This window comes from Streptomyces sp. enrichment culture (genome assembly GCF_964272895.1).
In the GTDB taxonomy this organism is placed as follows: Bacteria; Actinomycetota; Actinomycetes; order Streptomycetales; family Streptomycetaceae; genus Streptomyces.
In genome coordinates, this window is sequence record NZ_OZ186832.1 from 332081 (window position 1) to 356415 (window position 24335).

General features: G+C 71.5%; 23 protein-coding genes and 3 pseudogenes. 18 read left to right on the top strand and 8 right to left on the bottom strand.

Annotation, left to right across the window (positions count from 1 at the left end; genetic code table 11):
- Positions 1–31: 31 nt before the first annotated feature.
- The 6 genes and pseudogenes from ACSU6M_RS01365 to ACSU6M_RS01390 all read left to right on the top strand — a co-directional run.
- Positions 32–1729, top strand: coding sequence for an ATP-binding SpoIIE family protein phosphatase (locus tag ACSU6M_RS01365; RefSeq protein WP_437066266.1), 1698 nt, complete (start codon positions 32–34; stop codon positions 1727–1729).
- 125 nt (positions 1730–1854) lie between these two features.
- Positions 1855–2286, top strand: a complete 432-nt coding sequence (locus ACSU6M_RS01370) for a hypothetical protein (protein ID WP_437066268.1) — start codon at positions 1855–1857, stop codon at positions 2284–2286.
- 218 nt (positions 2287–2504) lie between these two features.
- Complete coding sequence (locus tag ACSU6M_RS01375) at positions 2505–2876, top strand: phage holin family protein (RefSeq protein WP_437074959.1); 372 nt, start codon at positions 2505–2507, stop codon at positions 2874–2876.
- On the top strand, positions 2873–3355 hold the full coding sequence (locus ACSU6M_RS01380) for a DUF3618 domain-containing protein (RefSeq protein WP_437066270.1): 483 nt from the start codon (positions 2873–2875) through the stop codon (positions 3353–3355). The genes ACSU6M_RS01375 and ACSU6M_RS01380 overlap by 4 nt, the downstream gene beginning before the upstream one ends.
- A gap of 185 nt (positions 3356–3540) precedes the next feature.
- The gene (locus ACSU6M_RS01385) at positions 3541–3954 is read left to right on the top strand and encodes a cytidine deaminase family protein (protein WP_437066272.1); all 414 of its coding nucleotides are present in this window, start codon (positions 3541–3543) and stop codon (positions 3952–3954) included.
- A gap of 71 nt (positions 3955–4025) precedes the next feature.
- Positions 4026–4163: pseudogene (locus ACSU6M_RS01390) on the top strand (Cmx/CmrA family chloramphenicol efflux MFS transporter); the annotation flags it as partial.
- Here ACSU6M_RS01390 and ACSU6M_RS01395 read toward each other — a convergent pair.
- The 8 genes and pseudogenes from ACSU6M_RS01395 to ACSU6M_RS01430 form a co-directional block, all read right to left on the bottom strand.
- Positions 4113–4307: pseudogene (locus ACSU6M_RS01395) on the bottom strand (LLM class flavin-dependent oxidoreductase); the annotation flags it as partial. The pseudogenes ACSU6M_RS01390 and ACSU6M_RS01395 sit on opposite strands and share 51 nt — an antisense overlap.
- Before the next feature lie 32 nt (positions 4308–4339).
- The gene (gene ssuE, locus ACSU6M_RS01400; protein WP_437066274.1) at positions 4340–4897 is read right to left on the bottom strand and encodes an NADPH-dependent FMN reductase; all 558 of its coding nucleotides are present in this window, start codon (positions 4895–4897) and stop codon (positions 4340–4342) included.
- Between the two features lie 49 nt (positions 4898–4946).
- Positions 4947–5264 (bottom strand): annotated as a pseudogene (locus tag ACSU6M_RS01405) (F420-dependent methylene-tetrahydromethanopterin reductase); the annotation flags it as partial.
- Between the two features lie 79 nt (positions 5265–5343).
- Positions 5344–6327, bottom strand: coding sequence for an ABC transporter substrate-binding protein (locus ACSU6M_RS01410; protein WP_437066276.1), 984 nt, complete (start codon positions 6325–6327; stop codon positions 5344–5346).
- Between the two features lie 38 nt (positions 6328–6365).
- Positions 6366–7172: an amino acid ABC transporter ATP-binding protein gene (locus ACSU6M_RS01415; RefSeq protein WP_437066278.1), complete on the bottom strand. Its 807-nt coding sequence runs from the start codon at positions 7170–7172 to the stop codon at positions 6366–6368.
- Positions 7169–8191 (bottom strand): amino acid ABC transporter permease, encoded by a 1023-nt coding sequence (locus ACSU6M_RS01420; RefSeq protein ID WP_437066280.1) that lies wholly within the window; start codon positions 8189–8191, stop codon positions 7169–7171. The genes ACSU6M_RS01415 and ACSU6M_RS01420 overlap by 4 nt, the downstream gene beginning before the upstream one ends.
- 21 nt (positions 8192–8212) lie before the next feature.
- On the bottom strand, positions 8213–9199 hold the full coding sequence (locus tag ACSU6M_RS01425) for an ABC transporter substrate-binding protein (RefSeq protein ID WP_437066281.1): 987 nt from the start codon (positions 9197–9199) through the stop codon (positions 8213–8215).
- Complete coding sequence (locus ACSU6M_RS01430; RefSeq protein WP_437074961.1) at positions 9196–10332, bottom strand: LLM class flavin-dependent oxidoreductase; 1137 nt, start codon at positions 10330–10332, stop codon at positions 9196–9198. Before ACSU6M_RS01430 ends, ACSU6M_RS01425 begins: the two co-directional genes overlap by 4 nt.
- A gap of 597 nt (positions 10333–10929) precedes the next feature.
- On the opposite strand from ACSU6M_RS01430, the gene ACSU6M_RS01435 reads away from it, so the two are divergent.
- The 12 genes from ACSU6M_RS01435 (at position 10930) to ACSU6M_RS01490 (ending at position 24320) form a co-directional block, all read left to right on the top strand.
- Complete coding sequence (locus ACSU6M_RS01435; RefSeq protein ID WP_437066283.1) at positions 10930–11937, top strand: amino acid ABC transporter permease; 1008 nt, start codon at positions 10930–10932, stop codon at positions 11935–11937.
- Positions 11934–13910, top strand: a complete 1977-nt coding sequence (locus tag ACSU6M_RS01440; RefSeq protein WP_437066285.1) for an FAD/NAD(P)-binding protein — start codon at positions 11934–11936, stop codon at positions 13908–13910. Before ACSU6M_RS01435 ends, ACSU6M_RS01440 begins: the two co-directional genes overlap by 4 nt.
- A gap of 274 nt (positions 13911–14184) precedes the next feature.
- A complete protein-coding gene (locus tag ACSU6M_RS01445) occupies positions 14185–14766 on the top strand; it encodes a winged helix-turn-helix domain-containing protein (RefSeq protein WP_437066286.1) in 582 nt (193 codons plus the stop codon).
- 13 nt (positions 14767–14779) lie between these two features.
- Entirely contained in the window at positions 14780–16039 is a 1260-nt protein-coding gene (locus tag ACSU6M_RS01450) for an acyl-CoA dehydrogenase family protein (protein ID WP_437066288.1), read from the top strand.
- A gap of 42 nt (positions 16040–16081) precedes the next feature.
- Entirely contained in the window at positions 16082–16864 is a 783-nt protein-coding gene (locus ACSU6M_RS01455) for a TSUP family transporter (protein WP_437066290.1), read from the top strand.
- A 480-nt stretch (positions 16865–17344) separates the two neighbouring features.
- Positions 17345–18388 (top strand): ABC transporter substrate-binding protein, encoded by a 1044-nt coding sequence (locus tag ACSU6M_RS01460; RefSeq protein ID WP_437066291.1) that lies wholly within the window; start codon positions 17345–17347, stop codon positions 18386–18388.
- 4 nt (positions 18389–18392) lie between these two features.
- On the top strand, positions 18393–19241 hold the full coding sequence (locus ACSU6M_RS01465) for an ABC transporter ATP-binding protein (RefSeq protein WP_437066292.1): 849 nt from the start codon (positions 18393–18395) through the stop codon (positions 19239–19241).
- Positions 19238–20278 (top strand): ABC transporter permease, encoded by a 1041-nt coding sequence (locus tag ACSU6M_RS01470; protein WP_437066294.1) that lies wholly within the window; start codon positions 19238–19240, stop codon positions 20276–20278. Before ACSU6M_RS01465 ends, ACSU6M_RS01470 begins: the two co-directional genes overlap by 4 nt.
- Positions 20279–20359: 81 nt before the next feature.
- The gene (locus tag ACSU6M_RS01475) at positions 20360–21715 is read left to right on the top strand and encodes an LLM class flavin-dependent oxidoreductase (RefSeq protein WP_437066295.1); all 1356 of its coding nucleotides are present in this window, start codon (positions 20360–20362) and stop codon (positions 21713–21715) included.
- 61 nt (positions 21716–21776) lie between these two features.
- Entirely contained in the window at positions 21777–22676 is a 900-nt protein-coding gene (locus ACSU6M_RS01480) for a TauD/TfdA dioxygenase family protein (protein WP_437066296.1), read from the top strand.
- 221 nt (positions 22677–22897) lie between these two features.
- Positions 22898–22999: a putative leader peptide gene (locus tag ACSU6M_RS01485; protein WP_437074963.1), complete on the top strand. Its 102-nt coding sequence runs from the start codon at positions 22898–22900 to the stop codon at positions 22997–22999.
- A 202-nt stretch (positions 23000–23201) separates the two neighbouring features.
- A complete protein-coding gene (locus ACSU6M_RS01490; RefSeq protein WP_437066298.1) occupies positions 23202–24320 on the top strand; it encodes an ABC transporter substrate-binding protein in 1119 nt (372 codons plus the stop codon).
- Positions 24321–24335 lie beyond the last annotated feature (15 nt).

A 24335-nucleotide genomic window follows, 5' to 3' on the forward strand; every position in this document is an offset into this window, starting at 1 on the left:
CGCTGTCCAGCGGTTCCTTCAAGGTCATCGGGTGCTGCGCGGTGTCCTGGCGCCGGTCACCGAGGTGCTGGCGGCGCGGGACCGGCTGGCCTGGCTGAACGCGGCCGGCCTGAGCATCGGCACCACGCTCGACCTGCGCCGCACCGCCGAGGAGCTGGCCGACTTCACGGTGCCCGAACTCGCCGACGGCTGCGCCGTCGACCTGCTGGAATCGGTCCTGCGGTTCCAGGAGGGCCACCGCACCAAGGCCCCCGAGGTGCCCTTGCTGCGGGCCATGGCGGTGTCCGAGATCGAGGGGCTGGACCTCGCCCCCGACCCGGTGGGGCAGCTGGCCGTGCACACCCCTCAGCGGCTGGGCGTCCAGTGCCTGACCTCCCGGCGACCGGTCCTGATCAGCCGAATGACCCCGGCCGACTTCGTCGGGGTGGCCCCCAGCCCCGAGGCCGCGGAGCTGCTGCGCCGGGCGGGGGTGCACTCGTACATGGCGGTCCCGCTGGTGGCCCGCGGGATGCTGCTGGGACTGGCCGACTTCATCCGCGTCGGCAGGCGTCCCCCCTTCACCCGCTCCGACCTGGCCCTGGCCACCGAGCTGGCCTCCAAGGCGGCCGTGTACATCGACAACGCACGGCTGTACGGGCGTGAGCGCATCCAGGTCGTCACGCTGCAGCGCACCCTGCTCCCCCGGGCCACCCCTCACACGCCGGGGCTGGAGGTGTCCTCCTGCTACACGCCCACGACCGACCCGGCGGGGGTCGGCGGCGACTGGTTCGACGTGGTGGCGCTGCCGAGCGGGCGCAGTGCGGTGATGGTCGGGGACGTGATGGGGCGCGGGCTGGCCGCGGCGGCGACCATGGGCCGGCTGCGCACGGTGGCCCGGACGCTGATGGCGCTCGACATCGCCCCCGAGCGGGTGCTGGCCCGCCTCGACCTCGCCGTGCGGGACCTGGAGGAGGACCAGGTGGCCACCTGCCTGTGCGCGGTCTACGACCCGTGCGGCAGTACGTTCCGCATCGCCAGCGCCGGTCACCCGCCGCCGCTGCTGACCCGCCCCGACGGCACCGCGGAGTTCCTGGACGTGCCGGTCGGGGCGCCGCTGGGGACCGGGGTGATCCCGTACGACCCGGTCGAGTGCGCGGTGCGGCCGGGCGGGCGGCTGATGCTGTACACCGACGGGCTGATCAGGTCCCGCACGGCCGATGTCGACGCGCAGCTGGCCGATCTGCTGCGGACCGCCCGTGCGACCCTGCCGCAGGCGGCGGCCGTCTGCGACGCGGTCCGGGCCGGGGCGGGCGGGGACCCCGCGGACGACGCGATCGTGCTGATCGCGGGCACGGTGCCGCTGGCGCCGGCCGGGGACGCGTATGTGCTCGCCCTGCCCTCGGACGGGTCGGCCGCCTCGCAGGCCCGTCGCACGGTGCGTGACCTGCTGACGAAGTGGGGGCTGGAGGACCTGGTCGACAGCACCGAACTGGTGGTGAGCGAGCTCGTGGGCAACGCCCTGCGCTACGGGCACGCGCCGGGTGAGCTGCGGCTGGTACGGCACGAGCGGCTGTCGGTGGAGGTCTCCGACACCGGCCCCGACCTGCCGCAGATCCAGCATGCCGACCTCAGTGACGAGGGCGGCCGCGGACTCCAGTTGATCAACATGCTGTGCCGGCGCTGGGGGGCGTGCCGGACGCCGACCGGGAAGGTCGTCTGGGCGGAGCAGGATCTGCCCTCCGGACGCTGAGGCCATCGGGCGGGGGCGGCTGGCGGCCCCTCACCGGACCTTCACACGGCCGGGCGATGCGCCGGGCCCTGGGGGGCACCCGGCCCCTGTCGTCCGCGTCCGGGTCCGCGGGAAGGGGCCGTGGGGTGATCACCGTCGCTGTGCTGCTGCTGCCCTTGCTGGGTCTGATGCTCTACGGGCTCGACCGCGTCGAGGACTGGATGTCCCACGAGGCTCGGGGGGCCCGCCATGCCGCGGACCGCCGCAGGGCGCACGGACCCGCCACGGGAGGCCGCACGGCCGACCGCCAGGCCGCCGACCACCACACGGCCGACAGCGACGCCGGGGACCATCACACGGCCGACAGCCAGGCCCTGGACCACCACACGGCCGACCGCCAGGCCCTGGACCACCACACGGCCGACGGGCGCACCGCGGACCGTCGTACGGCCGGTCGGCACACCGCCGCCGAGCGCCGTGCCGGGGACCGGCCTCTGCGGCTGGTCCCCGGCACGGGCCGGCTCCGCGCCGGCCGCCGCCCGGACACGCGGCGGGGCCGCCACCGGCACGCGGCGTGATGCCCGGAGCCCCTGGCGACGGCCGGTCGGAAGCCACGGCGGTCCCCGGCACCTGAACCGGCCCGTTGTGGGTACTCGCCCGATCGGCAAGCGCCGGGGACGCCGAAGGGCGGACCGGTGAGCAGGGACGACCCCGATGGGAGGTGATCGTCGTGTCGAGCACACAGTCGCACCGCACGGCTAGCGGACCTCAGGCGCACGGTGCCGGACAGGAGCCGGTGAGCGAGCTGGTGCAGCGGGCCTCGCAGCAGCTGACGGAGCTGGTGCGCGGGGAACTGCGTTTGGCGCAGGCGGAGATGAAGGAGAAGGGCAAGCGGTACGGCAAGGGCGGCGGACTGTTCGGCGGTGCCTCGGTGGTCGGCTTTCTGATGCTCCAGGCGCTGGTGGCCACCGCGATCGCGGCGCTGGCGGTCCCGCTGCCGGTGTGGGCGGCGGCGCTGATCGTCACCGCGGTCCTCGGCGTGATCGCCGCGGTCATGGCCATGAGCGGCAAGAAGCAGGTCGACCGGGCCGCACCGCCGGCGCCCCAGCAGACGATCGAGAACGTCAAGGCCGATGTGGCCACGATCAAGGAGAGTGCACACCGATGACCCAGCCGCCCCACGACGAGCAGACCACCTCCAGCCCCGAGGAACTGCGAGAACAGGTCGAGCGGACCAGGGCCGAGCTCGGTGACACCGTCGAGGCACTGGCGGCGAAGACCGACGTCAAGGCCCGTGCCCAGGACAAGGCCGCCGAGCTCAAGGAACAGGCCGCCGCCAAGGCGGGCAAGCTGAAGGAACAGGCCGGTGAGCAGGCCGGGGAGATGAAGGCCAAGGCCGCGGACCTGGCACACCGGGCGCAGGACAAGCTGCCCGATCCGCTCAAGGACAAGGCCGCCCACGCCGCCGACCAGGCCCGCGCGGGCGCGGCGCACGCCGGCCAGCTGTGGGAGGACAAGGCGCCGGAGCCGGTGCGCCACACCACGGCCCAGGCCGCGCAGCTGGCCCGCGACCACCGCAACCTGCTCCTCGCCGCCGCGGGCGCCGCGGCCGTCGTGACCTGGCTGGCCTGCCGCCGCTCCGGCTGAGCCTGTCGCAGGCCCATGGGCGAGGGCGCCGAAGGGCAGCCCTGTGGCGGTCTCGCCTCCGTCTTGGCACGTGGCCGGGCTCCTTCCGTTCGGAGGGAGCCCGGCCTGTCGTTCGATACTCGCTTGCGCACCCGTCGTCCCCTGCGTCAGCCTCGGCTGACCCCCCTTCGAAGGCAGAGAAGAAGATGACCGCGCAGCTCCCGCACGTCGACCACGAACTCGTCCAGGCCGCGGCCCAGGTCGCCCGCACGCGCTGCCGCGGGGACAACCACACCGTGGCCGCCGCGGGACGCGCCCCGGACGGCCGGATCGTCACCGCCGTGAACGCGTACCACTTCACGGGAGGTCCGTGCGCCGAGCTGGTGCTCATCGGCGCGGCGGCCGCCCAGGGCGTCTACGAACTGGACACCGTCGTGGCCGTGGGCGACCGCGACCGCGGGGTCGTTCCCCCGTGCGGCCGCTGCCGTCAGGCCCTTCTCGACTATTTCCCCGCCCTCAAGGTCGTCGTCGGAGCGGGCGAGGCCCTCCGCACCGTCGCCATCAGGGACCTGCTGCCCGAGAGCTATGTCTGGGCCGACCACCAGCTCGACACGGAGTGAACCGCCTCGCTCGGCACGGCCCCGGAAATGCGCGGGCCCCGACGAGGCGGGTCCGGTAGCGCGCCCGCGCGGCGGAGGGCGCCCCCACCATGGCCGGTTCGTACGCGGCCGTCGCGCTCAATGTCGGAGCGGCGACCGGGCCTCTCGTCGCCGCCGCCCTCGGCACCGGCGCCGGGGATCTCGGGCGCGCCCACGAAGCCCAACTCCTCGGCGGCGCGGGCGATCTGGCTCAGATAGGCGACCGTCGGCGGCCGGTCGCCGCCGGTCGTGGTGACCGGGGTGCCGTGGCCGCCGCCGACGACGTGGCGGCTGTCGCCGTTGGTGGGCAGGAACCAGTGGAAGGTGAGGGACACGCGGGCTTCCGATGGGGGGAATCGGGCGGCGCTCATCCGGTGGCCGCCAGCAGGGTCGGGCGGCCGCCGAGCGCCAGCGAGAACTGGTCGGTGACCTGGGCCAGGGCCTCGGCGGGGCCCGGTGCGACGGTGAGGGTGCCGTCGTCGGCCACGCTGATGTCCTGGTCGAGCGTGAACCAGCCGGGCGTGATGTGGGCGGGCCCCATGGAGTTCAGTACGGGGCGCAGGGCGTAGTCGATGGCCAGGACGTGGGCGGTGGTGCCGCCGGTGGCCAGCGGGAGGACGGTCTTGCCGACCAGCGCGTACTGCGGGAGCAGGTCCAGCAGCGCCTTCAGCAGCCCGGAGTAGGCGGCCTTGTAGACGGGGGTGCCGATCACGATCCCGTCCGCCCGTTCGAACAGGGCGGTGGCCTCGACGATCGCCGGATGCCGGAAGTCGGCGTGCAGCAGGGCCTCGGGCGGGAGCGTACGGACGTCGAAGGGGAGGACGTCGTGCCCCTGGGCCCTGAGCCGGTCGTCGAGGTGGCGCAGCAGCCGGGCGGTGCGGGAGGTGGCGGAGGGGCTTCCGGAGACGGACAGGACGGTGGCCATGCGAGGACCTTTCGGGGTCGGGTCGGATGCGGACGGCGGTCGGACCCCTTCACGACGCTGCCCGTTCGTCACGGATGTCGTCGGGGTGGGCGAGGCCGAGGTGGTCGCACAGGGCGGGGCCCTCGTACTCCGTGCGGAACACGCCTTGTTCCCGCAGGAGCGGGACGGCCTTGTCGGCGAACTCGTCGAGGCCGGTGGGGGTGAGGTGCGGGACGAGGAGGAAGCCGTCGCTCGCGTCGGCCCCGGGCGCGGCCCTGGCGATGTGCCGGTCGCTGACGTCCGGGGCGATGTCGGGGAGCGGCCCGTCCGGGTCGTAGGCGGACAGGTCCCGGTTGCGGACGAGCTCCAGGTGTCCGAGGGCGGTGGCCGGCGCATGAGTGCGGCCAGTTCCTGCGTACACGCGCGGGGGTGCGCAGGTGTCTGCGGCCTGTGCACCCCGCGGTCGGCTACTTGTTGGTCCTGGGCAGGCCGGGCGGGTTGATCTCGGACTTGGTCACGGCCTCGTCGGACAGGCCCCAGCGCTCCAGCACCTTCGCGTAGGTGCCGTTGTCGATGACGTGGTTGAGGGCGTCGGCGAGCGGCTCGACCAGGCCGCTGTCCTTCTTGGTGGTGGCCGCGATGAGGCCCTGGAGGGTGGAGCCGGCGCCGGAGTAGGTGCCGACCACTTCTGTCTTCCCGGTGGTGGCCGCATGGTAGGCGGCGGTCGGGTGGGGGCCGAGGTAGAGGTCGATGCGGCCGGACTGGAGGGCGAGGTAGGTGTCGCTGTCGTTCTGGTAGTACTTGATGTCCACCGGCTGACGGCCGGCCTTCTCGTTCTCCTTGCTCCACTCGATGAGCAGCTTCTCCTGGTTGGTGCCGCTGCCCACGGCGACCGTCCTGCCCGCCACGTCCTCGGGCCCGGTGATCTTCAGGCCGCTGCCCTTCTTCGCCTCGAAGGCCAGGTTGTCCTCGCGGTAGGTGGCGAAGTCGTACTTCTCCTTGCGCTCCTCGGTGACGGTGATGTTGCTGAAGCCGACGTCGTACTTGGCGCTGTCCAGGCCGACGAAGATGTTCTCCCAGGACACCGTGTTGATGTGCAGCTTGAGGCCGAGCACATCGGCGACCAGGGAGGCGATGTCGGGCTCGACGCCGATGACGGTCTTGTTGTCGGTGGCGAAGAAGGTCAGCGGCGCGGCGGAGCCGGAGGAGTCGACGATCTCCAGGGTGCCTCTCTTGCGGATCTCCTCGGGGACCTCGGCGGCGATGGAGTCGACCTTGTCGGTGGTGATGCGGTTCTGGTCGGGACTGATGTTGATCTTCGTCTTGCCGCCCGGTGCGGCCGCGACCTCGGTCGTGCCGCCGTCGTCGGGGTTGCTGCACGCGGCGAGGACGAGGGCGGTGGCGAGTCCGAGCGCGGCTGCGGCGGTGCGGCGGGTGATCGAGGTGGACATGGTCGTGCTCCTTGCTTGCGGGAAGGGGTGGAGGTCGGTCAGAGGACCTTGGAGAGGAAGGCGCGGGTTCGCTCGTGCTGCGGGGCGTCCAGGACGGCCGCGGGCGGGCCCTGCTCCACGACGACACCGCCGTCCATGAACACCACGGTGTCGGCGACCTCGCGGGCGAAGCCGATCTCGTGGGTCACGACGATCATGGTGGTTCCGGTGCGGGCCAGGTCCTTGATGACGTCGAGGACCTCGCCGACCAGTTCCGGGTCGAGCGCCGAGGTGGGCTCGTCGAAGAGCAGCACCTTCGGTTCGAGGGCGAGCGCGCGGGCGATGGCCACGCGCTGCTGCTGCCCGCCGGAGAGCTGCCGGGGGTAGGCGTCGGCCTTGTCCGCGAGGCCGACCCGGTCGAGGAGCCGGCGGGCGGTCTCCTCCGCCGCCTTGCGCGGGCGGCGCAGTGCGGAGACGGGGGCCTCGATCAGGTTGTCCAGCACGGTCAGATGCGGGAAGAGGTTGAAGTTCTGGAAGACGAACCCGATGTGGGTGCGCTGCTTCAGTACGTCCTTCTCCTTCAGCTCGTGCAGCCTGTTGCCGGAGCGGCGGTAGCCGATGAGTTCGCCGTCGATGCTGATCCAGCCGCTGTCGACCTTCTCCAGGTGGTTGATGGTGCGCAGCAGTGTGGACTTCCCCGACCCGGACGGGCCGAGGATCACCGTGACGTCGCCGGCCCGGACCCTCAGGTCGACACCGCGCAGCACCTCTAGAGGGCCGAAGCTCTTGTGGACGCCGTGGACGTCCACCATCACGTCGTCGACCGTCGGCGTCGCGTCCTCGACGGCCACCGTCACCTCGCTCATCGGCTGTCTCCCAAGGTCTTCAGGGGTACGACGGGCTGGTTGCGCCGGGCGGCGGCCGCGCGCAGGGTGCGGGCGAAGCGGCGGGCGCGCTGGATCGGGGTGGGCGGCGGGGTGCGGTCGGCGCCTCGGGCGTAGCGGCGCTCCACGTAGTACTGGGCGATCGACAGCAGGGAGGTGAGGACGACGTACCAGGCGGTGGCGACCAGCAGCAGCGGGATCACCCGGCCGTTGCGGCCGTAGATCACCTGCACCTGGTAGAACAGCTCGCCGATGGACATCACGTAGACCACCGAGGTGCCCTTGAGCAGGCCGATGATCTCGTTGCCGGCCGTGGGCAGGATGGCGCGCATGGCCTGCGGCAGCACGATCCGGCGGATCTGCCGCAGCCGGGGGATGCCCAGCGCGGCGGCCGCCTCCAGCTGCCCGTGGTCGACGGCGATGACACCACCGCGCACGATCTCGGCGGCATAGGCGGCCTGGTGCAGCGTCAGCCCGATGACGGCGGCGCCCATGGTGCCGATGATGCTGTTGCTGTCGACGGACCAGAACACCGGGCCGAAGGGGATGCCGAAGCCCAACTCCTCGTACAGCGCGCTCAGGTTGAACCAGAACACCAGCTGGACGATCATCGGGATGGACCGGAAGATCCAGATGTAGGTCCAGGCGACGGTCTGCAGCACCGGGCTGCGCGACAGCCGCATGAAGGCCAGGACGGTGCCGAGGAGGAAGCCCAGTACGGTGGCGTAGGCGGTGAGCTGAAGGGTCACCCACACCGCCTGGACGATCGTCTCCGACAGCACGTAGTCGCTGAAGACGCCCCACTCCCAGACGGGGTTGGTGGCCAGACCGTGCACGAACTGGGCGACCAGCACGGTCACGGCGACGGCCGCGACCCAGCGGGCGTGGTGGCGGGCGGGGACGACCTTGAGGGAGGCCGGATCGTCCGGGGCGGGCGGGGCCCCGGAGCCGGTGCCCGGAGTGGCCGCGCCGGGCGGTGCGGTGTCGGTGAGGGATGCCATGGTGGTGTTCCTGCTCAACTCTCAGGTGTGCTCGGGCGGGTTGATCCGCGAGGTGTCGATCGCGGAGGCGGAGGTGCCCCACTTGTGGAGGATCCGGGTGTACGTGCCGTCCTTGATCAGCTCGTTGACGGCGGCCTGGAACGCCTTGGTGAGGGGGGAGCCCTTCTTGAAGGCGAAGCCGACGTCGAGGCGGTGGAACTCGCCGAGGAAGGTGGTCTGCGAGGCGGGCTGGGCCGCCTGGTGGCGCAGGCCGTTGATGGTCGACATGATCACGTCGATCCGGCCCTGCTGGAGCGCGGTGAGGGTGGCCGCGTTCTCCGCGTAGACCTTCACGTCGTACGGCTTCTTCCCCGCCTTCGCGCACACGCCCTTCTGCGCGGTGAGGGTCGCTTCGAAGGTGGTGCCGGCTCCGGTGCCGATGGTCAGCCCGCACAGCTGGGTGAGGTCGGTGACCTTCGAGGTGAGCTCGGTGTTGCCCTTCCTCACCGCGAAGCCCTGGCCGTCGTTGATGTAGGTGACGAAGTCGACGGTCTTCAGGCGTTCGCTGGTGACGCCGAAGTTGCCGGTGCCGAAGTCGTACTTGCCGCTGCCCAGGGCGGGCAGGATCGTCTCGAACGAGGCGTCCTGCCGCTCCAGCTTCACGCCGAGGACCTTGGCCACCGCGTCGGCGAGGTCGATGTCCTGGCCCGCGGGCGGCTTGTCCTGCCCGTTCGGGTAGTACGCTCCGGGCGGGAATCCGACCGAGCTGCCGACCCGCAGCGTGCCCGCCTCGCGGACGTCGGCGGGCAGCAGGGCGGCGGCGGAGTCCACCTTGTGCACGGCGGCGACCGGGTCGTCGGTGGGCACGGGAGATGCCTGAGCGCCCGCCGGCGTGGGGGCGGAGATGCCGCCGGAGCCACAGGCGGTCAGCGCCACGGGCAGCAGCGCGACGGCCGCGACGATACGCAGGCGGGTTCCGATGGGACGAAGGCCCGCAGGCCGGCCGCCTTGCCCGTGCGTGGCGGTCATGCGCCCACCTCCGCGAGGGTTTGCGTTCCGCGTGCCGCCCGCTCGGCGTCGCGCTTGGCGACCTCCTCTCGGACGATCGGGATCACGTACCGGCCGAAGTCGATGGCGTCGCCCAGCAGGTCGTAGCCGCGGGCCGAGAGGATGTCGACGCCGAGGTCGTAGTAGTCGAGGAGCGCCTGGGCCACGGTCTCGGGCGTGCCGACCAGGGCATTGGAGTTGCCCGCGCCGCCGGTCGCGGCGGCGGTCGGGGTCCACAGGGCGCGGTCGTAGCGCTCGCCGGCCTCGGCGATGGCGAGCAGCCGCTGCGATCCGGTGTTCTGCGGCTGGGTGTGCCCGTTGTGGCGCTTGGTGACCGCCTCGCCCCTGTCCCTGCGGGCCTTGATCGCGCCGACCGTGCGGTGGGCCTTCTCCCAGGCCAGTTCCTCGGTCGGGGCGATGATCGGACGGAAGGCGACCTGGATGCGGGGCACGTCGGTGCGGCCCGCGGCCCGCGCGGCGGCCTTCACGTTCTCGATCTGCTCGGCGGTCTTCGCCAGGGGCTCGCCCCACAGGCAGTAGATGTCGGCCTCGGCGCCTCCGGCGGCGTACGCGGCAGGGGACGAGCCGCCGAACGACAGGTCCGGGCGGGGCTGTTGGACGGGGAACACGTCGCTGACGAAGTCGTGGAAGCGGTAGTGCTCGCCCTCGTGGTCGAAGGGCTCGCGGGTGGTCCAGATCTTCTTGACGATCCGGATGTACTCACGGGTGCGGGCGTACCGCTCGTCCTTGGTGAGGGTGTCGCCCTCGCGGCGCTGCTCGTGGTCGTTGCCGCCGGTGATGAAGTGCACGGTCAGCCGGCCCTCGCTGATCTGGTCGAGGGTGGCGAAGGTCTTCGCCGCGAAGGTCGGGTACGAGACGTTGGGCCGGTGGGCGAGCAGGATCTGCAGGCGCTCCAGCCTGGCGGCGAGGTACGCGGCGGCCGGTGCGGGGTCCGGGGATCCGGATCCGTAGGCGAACAGCACACGGTCCCAGCCGTGGTCCTCGTGTGCGCGGGCGAGCCGGAGCGTGTACTCCTTGTCGAACGCGGCGCCGGAGCGGGGGGTGGTTTCGGAGCCGTCGTTGGTGGCGGCGATGCCGAGGAACTCCACGGGCATGGGCATGGCCTTTCGGGGATGGCGGCGGCACGCGGGCACGGTGGAACCGCTGTGCGTGCGGGCAGGAGTGAACAGACCGTCAGACGGACGGGTCGGTGCGGTCGTGACGACGTCGGGCGTCAGGAGAAGTGGAGCTGCGGCAGCGCGCGTGGGAAGAGAACTCGGCCCGCGACGGGGTCACCGAGGGAGGGAAAGGGCCGGTCGGACGGCCCGCTGCCGAGTCAGGCGCAACACGCGGCGGACCACACTCGACCGAAGTCGATGTGGTCGCGCGAGACCAAGCGCTGCTGGGCGTTCATGCGACCAATTGAGCAGTACATCGTGGCGCTCGTCAAGCAGCGCCCGGATGCCGGACCGTCCGGACCGGCCCTGCTCGGGGCGCTGTTGACACATCGATGCCCTGGGCACATACGATCGGCAGCGGATCGGCCCCGCCCTGCGCGGCAGCCTTCCCGGCCGCGTTGAGGGACGCGGCGAATGTGACGACGCCGAGCCCCGGCCGCACCGTATGCACGCAGCGCCTGTGCCGCCGCGTTCCCCGCGCGTGCCACCGGGTGGTCACTCACGCCTGCGATCCCTCCCCCGGAGAGCCTTTCGATGGTCATGTCTTCCGAAGTCACGCCGACCCTTGCGGCACAACCCGTGAAACGGGCGAGCGCGCCCGGCCCCGACCTGCCGCGGATCGTGCCGCGCCGGCACATCGGCCGGTGGCTGACCGCTGCGGTCGCGCTGCTGCTGTTCGCGATGGTGCTCAACTCCGTCGTCCGCAACGACGCCTTCCAGTGGAACGTGGTGGGCCGGTACTTCACCACCGCCGCCGTGCTCGACGGACTGCTGCTGTCCCTGTGGCTGACGGCTGTGGTGATGGTGCTCGGATTCCTGCTCGGCACCGTGCTCGCAGTGATGCGGCTGTCGGCCAACCCCGTTCTGCGTACGCTGAGTTGGGGCTATGTGTGGATCTTCCGGTCCACGCCGCTGCTGGTGCAGCTGCTGTTCTGGTTCAACATCGGCGCCCTGTATCCGACGCTGGGCCTCGGCATCCCGTTCGGCCCGCAGTTCCTCACCGTCGAGACGGTCGATCTGCTCGGGCCCACCCTGACCGCCGTCGTCGGCCTGACCCTGCACGAGACCGCCTACGCCGCCGAGGTGGTGCGCGGCGGCATCCTCTCCGTGGACTCCGGGCAGACCGAGGCAGCCCATGCCCTCGGGCTGGGCAGACTCCGCACCCTGCGCCGGATCGTCGTCCCCCAGGCGATGCGCTCCATCGTGCCCACGGCCGGGAACATGCTGATCGGCACCCTCAAGGGCACCAGCATCGTCAGCGTGCTGGCCGTGCACGACCTGCTGTACTCGGTGCAGCTCGTCTACCACCAGACCTACCAGGTCATCCCGCTGCTGATGGTCGCCACCCTCTGGTACATCGCGGTCACCACCGTGCTCGGCGCCGGCCAGTTCTACGTCGAGCGGTACTACGCGCGCGGTGACTCCCGTGCCCTGCCGCCGACCCCGCTGCAACGGCTGCGCGGCCACCTGACCGCCGTACGCCACCGACTGGGCGCGGCCACGGCCGCCGACGCCCGCCCGGCGATCGGCGGTGACCGGTGAGCAGCACCCCTTCCCCGGCCGTCCTGGTCGTCGTCGGCGCGGGCCCGCGCGCCACGGGCCTGCTGGAGCGGATCGCCGCCAACGCCCCCCAACTGTGGGACGAGCCGCGGGAGTTGCGCATCCACTTGGTGGACCCGCATCCGCCCGGCCCGGGACGCATATGGCGCCATGAGCAGTCGGCGCTGCTGCGGATGAACTCCATGGCCGAGGACGTCACCATGTTCACCGACGAGTCCTCCACGATCGACGGACCGGTACAGCCGGGCCCGTCCCTCGCCGAGTGGGCCGCCCAGTTCTCCGGCCGGGGCCCGCGCCACGCCCCGTACGCCGAACCCACGGACCCCGAGGTGCTCGCCGAACTGCGCGCCCTCGACGGGTCCGACTTCCCCACCCGCCGCGTCCAGAGCGCCTATCTGGACTGGGTGTTCCGCAGGGTGCTGGCCCAACTGCCGCCCGCCGTCACGGTCGAGTGGCACCCCGCCACCGCGACCGCCGTCACCGGCCCCCCGGACGGCCCGCAGCAGGTGCACCTCGCCGGCCGCGCCACCCCGCTCACCGCCGACCTGGTCGTCCTCGCCCAGGGACACCTCGGCTCCACTCCCGCCGCCGAGCACCGGGAGCACGCCGCCTTCGCGCGCCGGCACGGCCGTTTCCACCTGCCGCCCGAGTTCTCCGCCGACGCCGACCTGTCCGCGCTGTGCCCCGGCGAGCACGTCGTCCTGCGCGGCTTCGGACTGGCCTTCATCGACCTGATGGTGCTGCTCACCGAGGGACGCGGCGGCAGCTACCGCACCGAGGCCGACGGCACCCTCACCTACCTCCCGTCCGGCCGCGAGCCCGTCCTGCACGTCGGCTCGCGGCGCGGGGTGCCCTACCACGCCAAGACCCGCTACCGCCTGCGGGGCCCCCGGCCTCCCCTGCCGCGCCACTTCGGGCCCGAGGCGGTCGACGCGCTGCTCGCCGAGGGCCGCCCGCTGGACCTGCGGCGCGACGTGTGGCCGCTGATGGCCAAGGAGATCGGCTACGGCCACTACCACGAGCTCTTCCACGCCCACCCCGAGCGCACGGCCCTGCCCTGGCCGGATTTCGCCGCCGCCTACGACCGCCTGGGCTGGTACGACGCCGAGATGGCGGCCCTCGTCGCCACGGCCGTGCCCGACCCGGTGGACCGCCTGGACTTCGAGGCCCTGGACCGCCCGCTGGAGGGCCTCGCGTTCGCCACGCCTCAGGCCCTTCAGGACCACCTGCGCGACCACATCGCCCGTGACGTCGCCCGCCGCGAGGACCCGGCGTTCAGCGCCGACCTCGGGGCGTTCCTCGCCCTGCTCTCGGTCTACGGGCACCTGCCCCGCCTGGTCGCGGCGGGACGGCTGACCGCGCATTCCGTCGCCGAGCATCTCGACGGCTGGTGGCACGGCTTCTTCAGCTTCCTGGCCTCCGGCCCGCCCGGCTTCCGCCTGCGCCAGCTGCTGGCCCTGTCCAGGGCCGGGATCGTCCGCTTCCTGGGCGCCGGGATCAGGATCGGCACCGACGAGAGCACCGGCACCTTCACCGCCACCGGCCCCACCGTGCCGGGGCACACCGTCCACGCCACCGCCCTCGTCGAGGCGTACCTGCCGACCCCCTCCCTGACCCGCGCCGAGGACCCGCTCCTGCGGGGCCTGCACCGGGAAGGCGCCCTCGCCGAGGAGGTGATCGCCGACCCCACCCGCACCCACCGCTCCGGCCTGCTCGCCGTCTCCCCCGCGGACGGCCGCGTCATCGACCCGTCCCTCGGCAGCCCTCATCCCCGCCGCATCGCCCTCGGTGCCCCCACCAACAGCCGGGCCGTCGCCGCCTTCGCCCGCCCCCGCACCGACGCGCCGGTCTTCCGCCAGAACGACGCGGTCGCCCGCGCGCTCCTGCGGGCCCTGAACGCCACCGACGCCGACACGGCTACGTCTCCGGTGGACGGCCGGCCTCTCAGAGTGTGAGAACTTCCCTACTTTCCCTACTGGATTACTAGGGAAGCCTTGACGGCGTCCGCGGAGGGTGCGCAGGATGATGAGCATGTCCCGTACGCAGCAACGACTCGTTCGTCGTCGGCATGTCGACTTTGGTCACGTCGTCAGTGCCGCCTGCTGCCGCGCGTAAGGCACACGACGCGCACCGTCGCCCGTAGCCACTCCGCTCCTCCCCCCTTCACAGGCGATCAGGCGCATTCACCCCTGCGCCTGACGGCCCGACACCTTCCGAGGGACAACCGCCATGACCACGGCACTTCCGGCCCAGGCCACCCCCCACGATCCGCTCCCCGCCGACACACCGCGTCTTCGCCTGGTGGGCGATATCGCCCAGCGAGCCACCGAGGGCCACACGTCCGCACCGCTCGTCGGCTACCTCGTGCTCGTCCCCGAGGGCACCGATCCCACCGAGCTCTTCGCCAAGGACAGACCGCGGCCCGAGATACGACGGGTCGCCGCCCCGGCCCCGGCCCCGGCCCCGGCCCCGGTCCTGCCGACGGCGGACGACGCCGTCCGCATCGATCCGGCGCGCCATGTCGCCGAGGTCGACGGACGCGAACTCGACCTCACCTACCTGGAGTTCGGGCTGCTGGCGCATCTCGTCCGGCATCCCCACACCGTGCAGACCCGTGAGCGGCTGGTGGCCGCCGTCTGGGGCTACGACCACATCGGCGACGGCCGCACCGTGGACGTCCACATCGCCCGCCTGCGCCGCAAGCTGGGCGCAGCGCACCGGCACCGCATCGTCACCGTTCGGCGCGTGGGCTACAAGTACGTGCCCGACCAGCAGGCCGGCTCCGGCGCCGCGCCCTGCGGCCGATCTTGAGGAGACCACTTCCATGGGCCTTGCCTCCGCACCGTCCCACCCCGTCTCGCCGTCCCACCCCGTCTCGCCGTCCGACCGCACCGGGCCCGGCCCCGGCCCCGGCCGAGCGCACTGGCTGCACGTGGCCCGCGAGACGGCGGAGGACCTGGCCACGGACGCGGCGGCCAGGGAGCAGGCGGGCAAGGCCCCGGTGGAGGAGGTGTCCCGGCTGCGCGAGGCGGGGCTGCTGACGCTCCTGACGCCGACCGAGCCCCAGGGAGGCGGCCCGGACTGGCCCACGGCCTACGCCGTCGTCCGGGAGATCGCCGCGGCCGACGGCGCGATCGCTCAACTGCTCGGCTGTCACTACTTCCTGTCGTGGAGCGCCCGATTCTTCGCCGGGCCCGCTCTCGCCGCGGAGACCGAGGAGCGGTCCGCAGCCGGACAGTGGTGCTGGGGCGGCGGTTTCGCGCGTCAGGAGCCGCCCCTGATGCTGGCCAGGACCTCCAGGGGACTGGTGCTCGACGGTCGGCAGAGCTACACCACCGGGGTCCTGGTCGCCGATCGTCTCGCCGTGCGCGCCGTGCGGCAGGACACGGGGGAACCGTTCGCCGTCGTGGTGGATCCCGCCCATCGCGGTGTGGTCGTCGACGGCGACGCGGACACCTTCGGCCAGCGGCTCGCGGCCGGAGGCAGCGTGGAGTTCGACGCCGTACCGGTGGGTGCCGACGACGTGCTCGGCTCCCTGTCCGCGGACGAGGACCTGCTGTCGCCACGGGCCGCCCTGGCATCTCCGGTCGGGCGCCTCTTCTCCGCCCAGCTCCTTCTCGGCATGGCCGAGGGGGTGCTCGCCGAGGCCCGTGAGTACAGCAGGACGGGCCACGCACCCTGGCACCCCGCCTGGCCGGCCGGTACCCCGCACGACCCGCAGGTGCAGACCGCCTACGGAGAACTCACCGTCCTCACCCGCTCCGCGTCGGCACTCACCGATCAGGCACTGGAAGCCGTGCGGGGCGGCCTTGAGCGTGGCGAAGACCTCACCTACGACGAGTGCGCGGACATCTCCGCCCTCGTGGCCATGGCCGAGACCGCCGCGGCCAGGGCGGCGCAGGAGTCCACCACCCGTGCCCTCGACATCATCGGCGCCCGCCCCGCCTCCGCACGGCTGGGCTTCGACCGGTTCTGGCGCAACGCCCGCGCCCACACCCTGTACGAGCCCGTCGCCCACCGGCTCCGCGATGTCGGGGAGTACTTCCTCAACGGCGCCCACCCTCCGTTCGTCCTGCCCGCCTGACCGGGAGGCAGGGACGCCGGACATGCGCATCGGGGGCCTGCCGTGACCTGGGCGACGGTGCCGGCCGGGCTGGCGGCGGGCCTGCTGATCGCGGTGGTGACCGCGCCGGTGGGGGTGTCGGGTGCCGTGTTCCTGCTGCCCGTGCAGTTGAGTGTCCTCGGGGTGCCCAGTCCGGCGGTCACGCCCACCAATCTGCTGTACAACGTGGTGGCCGGGCCCGGCGCCCTGCTGCGCCACCACGGCGAGGGCCTGCTGTACGGTCCGCTGACGCGCCGCCTCGTGACCGGCGCTGTGCCCGGCGTGTTCATCGGCGTGGTGATACGGGTCTTCGCCGTCCCGGGGGCCACCGTCTTCCGCCTTCTGGTCGCCGCTCTGCTGACACCACTGGGCCTGTGGCTCATCGGGCGCACCCTCCGGCCCGCCCGGCCCGCCCCGACCGCGGAACCCTCGCCCCGCGCCCTCACCGGACTGGCCCTGGTCGTAGGGGTCGTCGGCGGGATCTACGGGATCGGCGGCGGCTCCCTGCTCGGCCCCCTGCTGGTCGGCCGGGGCATGCCCGTCGCCCGCGTGGCACCGGCCGCCCTCGCCTCCACGTTCGCCACCTCCGTCACCGGGGCCGCGACCTTCGCGCTGCTGTCCCTGACGGGCTCCGGCGACATCGCCCCCGACTGGTACCTCGGTCTGGCCTGCGGCCTCGGCGGGCTGATCGGCGGCTACCTCGGGGCGCATCTGGGGCCTCGGCTGCCCGAAACGGCACTGCGTCTTCTGCTCGGCGCCCTGGCCACCGTCCTCGGATCCCTCTACGCCGTGCAGTCACTGCGCTGACGGCAGTTGCGACAGAAAGCTCACGGCGGTGGCGACAGAAGGCTGACGGCGATGGCGGCAGAAAGCTGACGGCGGTGGCGGCAGACAAGGACGGTCACCACCCCACCGCCCATCCAGACCATTGTGAACGCCCCACTTCAGTCGCATGTCGGACCGTTGAGAACGTATGACGCATGAGCAAGCGACATTGACCTGGCTGGATTCCGCTGGAACGCTCGTGGCTGTGAGCAAGTCCGAAATTCTCGCCGCTCGCCTGCACGTCGATCTGCGACGCCAGGCCGGCGCCGTCTGTGCCGTCGGTCGCCGCACTCACTGACAAGCACGGCTTTCCTTCGCTCCCTTTCACAGCCGGCTTCCCCACGAGCCGCTGCCCTTTTTCGACGGACGTCGGCCTCGTCACAGGCATTTTCCGCTGAGACCTTCTCTCCGCCGTTCGACGTCTGCCCTCCCTTTCCCCCTTATTCCGAACAGGAACCTGCCATGGCCACGACGGCATCGACCCGACGTCACTTTCTCACCCTGCTCGGTCTTTCGGCGGTGTCGGTGAGCTGCGGCACTGCGGCGTCCGGGACACCGGCCGCCAAGGACCAGACCAGGACGCTGAGATACCAGGGCTGGGCCGGCCAGGTCACTCTGCCCGAACTGGCCGAGGATCTCGGCTATCTGGAGGACGTGAAGCTGAAGTGGGTCGGCAACACGATCAGCGGACCGCAGGACATCCAGTCAGCGGCCACCGGGCAGGTCGACTTCGGCGGCGCCTTCAACGGCGCGGTCGTCAAACTGGCCGCCAACAACGCCCCCATCAAGGCCGTCATCAGTTACTACGGCGCCGACCGTCACGCCTACAACGGCTTCTACGTCCTCAAGGACAGCCCGATCCGCTCGGCCAGGGACCTGATCGGCAAGAAGGTCGGGATGAACACCCTCGGAGCCCACTCCGAGGCCATGCTGGACATCTACCTTCAGCGGGGCGGTCTGTCACAGGCGGACATCGACACGGTCGAGCCGCTTGTGGTGCCCCCGGTCAACACCGAGCAGTCCCTGCGGCAGAAGCAGATCGACGTGGCCGTACTCGGCGGCATTCTGCGCGACAAGGCCCTGGAGACCGGCGGCATCCGCCCGCTGTTCACGGACTACCAACTGCTCGGCGCGTTCAGCGCCGGCACCTATGTGATGACCGACCGCTTCCTGCAGCGGAACCCCGACACGGCCCGGACCTTCGTCACCGCCGTGGGGCGGGCCATCGAGTGGTCCCGCTCCACTCCGCACGAAGAGGTCGTCGACCGGATGACGGAGATCGTGAAGAAGCGCGGCCGCAACGAGGACACCGCACCGCTGAAGTTCTGGCGGTCCTACGGCGTCGCCGAGACAGCGGGCCGGATCACCGGCAAGGAACTCCAGTTGTGGATCGACTGGCTGGCCGAGCGGGGCGACATCGACAAGGGCCGGGTCACGCTGTCGGACCTCTACACCAATGAGTTCAACGCCTACAGGAAGTCCTCCACCGCGAAGAGCGGGAGCTGATCCCATGCCGGAAGACACCCCACCCCTCACGAAGCCCAGGATCGTGTTCGAGGGCGTACGCAAGGACTTCACCGTCAAGGACCGTACGGGGATCGGGCAGAGGGCCCGTTTCACCGCCCTCGACGGTATCGACCTGGAGATAGCGGACGGCGAGTTCGTCGTCCTGGTCGGTCCCAGCGGCTGCGGAAAGTCGACACTGCTGGAGCTGCTCGGCGGCCTCGCCCGGCCCACCGGCGGACGGATTCTGCTGGACGGCGAACCCGTCACCGGGCCGGGCCTGGACCGGGGCATCGTCTTCCAGCAGTACGCGCTGCTGCCGTGGCGCACGGCGCAGGGCAACGTCGAGTTCGGCCTGGAGGCCACCGGTGTCCCACGACGCCAACGCGCCGCACGAGCCCGCGAGTTCCTGGACCTGGTCGGCCTGACCGGGTTCGAGGACCGCCATCCGCACGAGCTGTCGGGCGGGATGCGGCAGCGGGTGGCCATCGCCCGCAGCCTCGCCTACGACCCCGCGGTCCTGCTGATGGACGAGCCGTTCGCCGCGCTGGACGCCCAGACCCGGGAGTCGCTCCAGGACGAACTGCTGCGCATCTGGCAGCGCACCGGCAAGACCGTCGTCTTCATCACCCACGGCATCGACGAGGCCGTCTACCTGGGGCAGCGCGTCGCCGTCATGACGTCGAGGCCCGGCCGGATCAAGCAGATCGTGCCGGTCGCCCTCGGCCCCCGTACGGCGACGGACGACCTCCGCTCCAGTCCCGAGTTCGCACGGCACCGCCACGAGATCTGGTCCCTGCTGCACGACGAGGTGGCCAGGGCCCAGCAGTTGGAGAAGGAGGAGGCATCCGTATGAGCTCCACGACCGGCACGGCCGCCGATACGACCGACGCGCCCACCGCGACCGACGTGACCACCACGGCCGACGCGGCGAGTACGGCAGGAGCGATCCAGGCGCCTTCCCTCAGCCGACCCGCCGAGTCCGCCACGTCCCCCGAGGCCGGCCCATCCACCCCACTCACGCCCGGTGCCTCATCGCCCCCGGACGCGCGCCGGGCCCCCTTCCGCACGGTCCCCTTCCGCACGGCCCGTGTCCGCCGGACAGCGCTGCGGACGGTACGCCGGCTGCCGTATCTGCTGCTGAAGGGGGCGACCCGGTCCGCGGCCATCGTGGCGCTGCTCCTGCTGTGGGAGGTCGCGCCACGGGCCGGTCTGGTGGACCGGATCTTCCTGCCGCCGTTCAGCGAGGTCGCCGACGCCTGGTGGGGGCTCGCCGCGGACGGTCAGCTCGCCGACAACGCGCGTGCCAGCCTGGCGCGTTCGTTCAGCGGATTCGGTATCGCCGTGGCCGTCGCCGTACCGCTCGGGCTGCTGATCGGCTGGTACCGGCCGGTCGCCGACCTCCTCGGTCCACTGCTGGAGGTGTTCCGCAACACCGCGGCGCTGGCCCTGCTGCCGGTGTTCGTCCTGCTGCTGGGCATCGGCGAGACCTCGAAGATCTCCATCGTGGTGTACGCGTGCACCTGGCCGATCCTGCTCAACACCATCAGCGCCGTCCGCCATGTCGATCCGACCCTGCTGAAGCTGGCGAAGTCGATGGACCTGTCCGCGCCCCGGCTGTTCCAGAAGGTCATCCTGCCCGCCTCGGTTCCGGTGATGTTCACCGGCATCCGGCTGGCCGGAGCGGTGTCGATCCTGGTGCTGGTCGCCGCCGAGATGATCGGCGCCAAGGCGGGCCTCGGCTATCTGATCAATGCCTCGCAGTACAACTTCGCGATCCCGCAGATGTACGCGGGCATCATCACGATCTCCGCCATCGGCGTGGTCTTCAACCAGTTCCTGGTGACCGTCGAGCGACGGCTCAGCTCCTGGCGCGTACCCGCGGGCGGCTGACCCGCCCGACACCGCCCCTCCCCGCACGCCCTCCCCTGCCCCCCGCTCCTCTCCTGCCCCCCCCTGATCCGAGGAAGACTCATGACCGCGCCCAGACCCCACCAACTGCATCTCAACGCCTTTCTGATGAACGCGGGCCACCACGACGCCGCCTGGCGCCACTCCAGGACCCAGCCCGAACGCGTCACCGACCTGCGCTACTTCCAGCAGCTCGCCCGGACCGCCGAGCGCGGCCTGCTCGATTCGGTGTTCCTCGCCGACGGCCTCGCCCTGTGGGGCAACGTCCGGCACAACGCCCTCGGCGGCTTCGAACCGCTCACCCTGCTGTCCGCCCTGGCGGCGGTCACCGAACACGTCGGTCTGATCGCCACCGTCTCCACCACCTTCAACGAGCCCTTCCACACCGCACGCAAGTTCGCCTCCCTGGACCACATCAGCGGCGGCCGGGCGGGCTGGAACATCGTCACCTCCGGCAGCGTGAACGAAGCCCGCAACTTCGGGCAGGACGAACACCTGGAGCACGCGCTGCGCTACCGGCGGGCGCGGGAGTTCGTCGAGGTCGCCACCAAGCTGTGGGACAGCTGGGAGGACGACGCGATCCTCCTCGACCGAGAGCACGGCGTCTACGCCGACACCGACAAGGTGCGGGAGATCGACCACCGTGGGGAGCACTTCCGGGTGCGGGGCCCGCTGAACGTACCGCGCAGCCCGCAGGGCTACCCGCTGCTGGTGCAGGCCGGCTCGTCGCAGGACGGCAAGGAGTTCGCCGCCCAGTACGCCGAGGCCGTCTTCACCGCCCAGCAGACCCTCGCCGACGGCCAGGCATTCTCCAAGGACCTCAAGTCCCGGCTCGCCCGCTACGGCCGCACCGGGGACCAGCTGCTGGTGCTTCCCGGCATCGCGCCCGTCATCGGCTCGACGGAGGCCGAAGCCCGTGCCCTGGAACAGGAGTTGACGGAACTGCAGGTTCCGGAGTACGGGCTCGCCCAGCTGTCCGGGATGCTCGGCACCGATCTGACCGGACTGCCGCTGGACGGGCCGCTGCCCGAGCTGCCGGAGGAGCGGGACATCAACGGCAACAAGAGCCGCTTCACGCTCGTCGCCGAACTCGCCCGCCGTGACGGCCTCACCCTGCGCGAGCTCATCGCCCGCCTCGGCGCCGGACGCGGCCACCGCGTCGTCGCCGGCACTCCCGAGCAGATCGCCGACGAGCTCGAGGAGTGGTTCACCGAGGGCGCCGCCGACGGCTTCAACATCATGCCGCCCCATCTGCCGGGCGGCCTGGAGGACTTCGTCGACCACGTCGTACCGCTCCTGCAGCGACGCGGGCTGTTCCGCACGGAGTACACCGGCCGCACCCTGCGCGAGCACTACGGCCTGGCCCGCCCCGCCAACCGGCTGGCCGCGGCGGCCACGGATGAGGAAGCGGCCGCATGACCGGGCCTCGACCGCTCCTGACGACCCCCCGACCGATCACCCCTCGAAAGGACACCCGCACATGACCACCAGCACCGGCTTCGACATCCGCAGGATCGGCGGCCGTATCGGCGCCGAGATCCACGGCGTGGATCTTTCCACCGACCTCGACCCCGCCGTCGTCACCGAGATCAACTCCGCGCTCCTGGAACACAAGGCGCTCGTCTTCCGCGACCAGAACCTGGACGACGAGGGCCAGCTCCGCTTCGCCTCCCTCTTCGGGGAACTGACCACCGCGCACCCGACGGTCCCGTCCGTCGACGGCCGGCCGAACATCCTGCCGGTCGACGGCGACGAGGGGATCCGCGCCAACCACTGGCACACCGACGTCACCTTCGTCCGTACGCCCCCGAAGGCGTCCACGCTGCGCAGCATCGTGGTCCCGCCCTACGGCGGCAACACCCTCATCGCCAACGCGGCCGCCGCGTACCGGGATCTGCCCGAGCCGCTGCGCGAGCTGGCGGACAAGCTGTGGGCGGTGCACACCAACGACTACGACTACGCCGCCCCGAAGAGCGAGAAGGCGGCCGAGCACCGCAGGCGGTTCGTCTCCCGGAAGTACCGCACGGCCCACCCGGTCGTCCGCGTCCACCCCGAGACCGGGGAGCGCGGGCTGTTCGTCGGCGGCTTCGCCCAGAGCATCCTGGGCCTCGGCCCGTCCGACTCCCGCGACCTGCTGCGCATCTTCCAGTCGTACGTCACCCGGCCCGAGAACATCGTGCGCGTGGCCTGGACGCCCGGCGACCTCGTCCTGTTCGACAACCGCATCACCCAGCACTACGCCCCCGACGACTACGGCGACCTGCCGCGTCTGCTGCACCGGGTGACCGTGGCGGGCGACGTCCCGGCCGGTGTCGACGGCACTCTCAGCCACGTCATCGAGGGAGACGACGCCGCCCACTACACCCCGGCCGTGGCCTGAGCACCGCACCCGCCACGCGCGGCCGCCGGGCGGGGGCATCGGCTCCCGCCCGGCGGTCCGCCACGTGGCCGACGCGGCATCGGTCACGCCGGGCCTGCGCCACACATCCCAGGCAGTGAGATGGCCGCGTCCACCATACGAACACCCCCTTGGGGTGAGCGCCACCTTCTGCCACGATCCCTATCAGCCAGGTAGGAAAACTAGGGATCCGGGGGGTGGCCATGCGAACGCGCAACCGCGCAGATCTGTCGCTCCCCCTGCTGACCTCGCGCCGCCACATCGATCTCGGCCGTACGTCCAGCGCCATCTGTCGGCCCGTCTGAGGCTGCCGACCGAAGATGCTTCGGTCGGCAGCGTCACCCGCGCCCGCCCTCCCCGCACAGCTCCGCTCCCGGGTCCGCGACGGCTTCGCCGACGCCGAGGGCCGGCGAACGCAGCGCAGGCGCATGCCCCTGAGCTCTGCGCCTCGCGCTGTCGCACCTGTCGCATCTCCCTGATCACCCCTTTCCCCGAGAGGACACCTCCGTGTCTGCCGCGAGACCGCTCACCGCCCTGCGCACCATCGCCGTCGTAGCGACGCTCCCCCTCCTGCTCACCGCCTGCGGCTACGGATCCGACGCCACCGACGACGACAAGCGGACCGAGGTCGCGGCGGACGCAAAGAAGCTGTCCGCCGACGAGGTGAGGATCGGCTACTTCCCCAACCTCACCCACGCCACCGCCCTGGTGGGCATCCAGGAGGGCCTGCTCCAGAAGGAACTCGGCGGCACCGAGATCAAGGCATCGACCTTCAACGCCGGCCCCTCCGAGATCGAAGCGCTCAACGCCGGCTCCATCGACATCGGCTGGATCGGCCCCTCCCCCGCCATCAACGGCTACACCAAGTCCAAGGGCACCAATCTGCGCATCGTCGGCGGCTCCGCCTCCGGCGGCGTCAAGCTCGTCGTCAACCCGGACAAGGTCGCGTCCCTGAAGGATCTCAAGGGCAAGAAGATCGCCACACCGCAGCTCGGCAACACCCAGGACGTCGCCTTCCTCAACTGGATCGCCGAACAGGGCTGGACGGTCGACGCGCAGAGCGGCCGGGGTGACGTCTCCGTCGTCCGCACCGACAACAAGATCACCCCCGACGCCTACAAGTCCGGTTCCATAGACGGCGCCTGGGTACCGGAGCCGACCGCGTCCAAGCTGGTCGCCGAGGGCGGCAAAGTACTCCTCGACGAGGCCGACCTGTGGCCCGACAAGAAGTTCGTGATCACCAACATCATCGTGTCGCAGAAGTTCCTCAAGGAGCACCCGGACGTCGTCGAGGCCGTGCTGCGCGGCTCGGTGAAGACCAACGAATGGATCAACGCCCACCCGGACCAGGCCAAGGCGTCCGCCAACGCGGCCCTGAAGGAAGAGTCCGGCAAGGCCCTGCCCGCCGAGGTCATCGACCCGGCCTGGAAGTCCATCACCTTCCTCGACGACCCGCTGGCCTCCACCCTCAACGCCCAGGCGGAGCACGCCGTCAAGGCCGGCCTGCTGGAGAAGCCCGACCTCAAGGGCATCTACGACCTCACCCTCCTGAACAAGGTCCTCAAGACCGAGGGCAAGGACGAGGTCGACGACGCCGGGCTCGGCGCCGAGCAGCCGAACAGCTGACGAACGGCAACCGCC

Coding starts and splice junctions, on each gene's coding strand:
- ACSU6M_RS01425 (WP_437066281.1), bottom strand. CDS start 9,199: ATGACCGCCACGCACGGGCAAGGCGGCCGGCCTGCGGGCCTTCGTCCC.
- ACSU6M_RS01475 (WP_437066295.1), top strand. CDS start 20,360: ATGACCGCGCCCAGACCCCACCAACTGCATCTCAACGCCTTTCTGATG.
- ACSU6M_RS01460 (WP_437066291.1), top strand. CDS start 17,345: ATGGCCACGACGGCATCGACCCGACGTCACTTTCTCACCCTGCTCGGT.
- ssuE (WP_437066274.1), bottom strand. CDS start 4,897: ATGGCCACCGTCCTGTCCGTCTCCGGAAGCCCCTCCGCCACCTCCCGC.
- ACSU6M_RS01420 (WP_437066280.1), bottom strand. CDS start 8,191: ATGGCATCCCTCACCGACACCGCACCGCCCGGCGCGGCCACTCCGGGC.
- ACSU6M_RS01435 (WP_437066283.1), top strand. CDS start 10,930: ATGGTCATGTCTTCCGAAGTCACGCCGACCCTTGCGGCACAACCCGTG.
- ACSU6M_RS01485 (WP_437074963.1), top strand. CDS start 22,898: ATGCGAACGCGCAACCGCGCAGATCTGTCGCTCCCCCTGCTGACCTCG.
- ACSU6M_RS01465 (WP_437066292.1), top strand. CDS start 18,393: ATGCCGGAAGACACCCCACCCCTCACGAAGCCCAGGATCGTGTTCGAG.
- ACSU6M_RS01450 (WP_437066288.1), top strand. CDS start 14,780: ATGGGCCTTGCCTCCGCACCGTCCCACCCCGTCTCGCCGTCCCACCCC.
- ACSU6M_RS01410 (WP_437066276.1), bottom strand. CDS start 6,327: ATGTCCACCTCGATCACCCGCCGCACCGCCGCAGCCGCGCTCGGACTC.
- ACSU6M_RS01480 (WP_437066296.1), top strand. CDS start 21,777: ATGACCACCAGCACCGGCTTCGACATCCGCAGGATCGGCGGCCGTATC.
- ACSU6M_RS01385 (WP_437066272.1), top strand. CDS start 3,541: ATGACCGCGCAGCTCCCGCACGTCGACCACGAACTCGTCCAGGCCGCG.
- ACSU6M_RS01445 (WP_437066286.1), top strand. CDS start 14,185: ATGACCACGGCACTTCCGGCCCAGGCCACCCCCCACGATCCGCTCCCC.
- ACSU6M_RS01470 (WP_437066294.1), top strand. CDS start 19,238: ATGAGCTCCACGACCGGCACGGCCGCCGATACGACCGACGCGCCCACC.
- ACSU6M_RS01415 (WP_437066278.1), bottom strand. CDS start 7,172: ATGAGCGAGGTGACGGTGGCCGTCGAGGACGCGACGCCGACGGTCGAC.
- ACSU6M_RS01430 (WP_437074961.1), bottom strand. CDS start 10,332: ATGCCCGTGGAGTTCCTCGGCATCGCCGCCACCAACGACGGCTCCGAA.
- ACSU6M_RS01380 (WP_437066270.1), top strand. CDS start 2,873: ATGACCCAGCCGCCCCACGACGAGCAGACCACCTCCAGCCCCGAGGAA.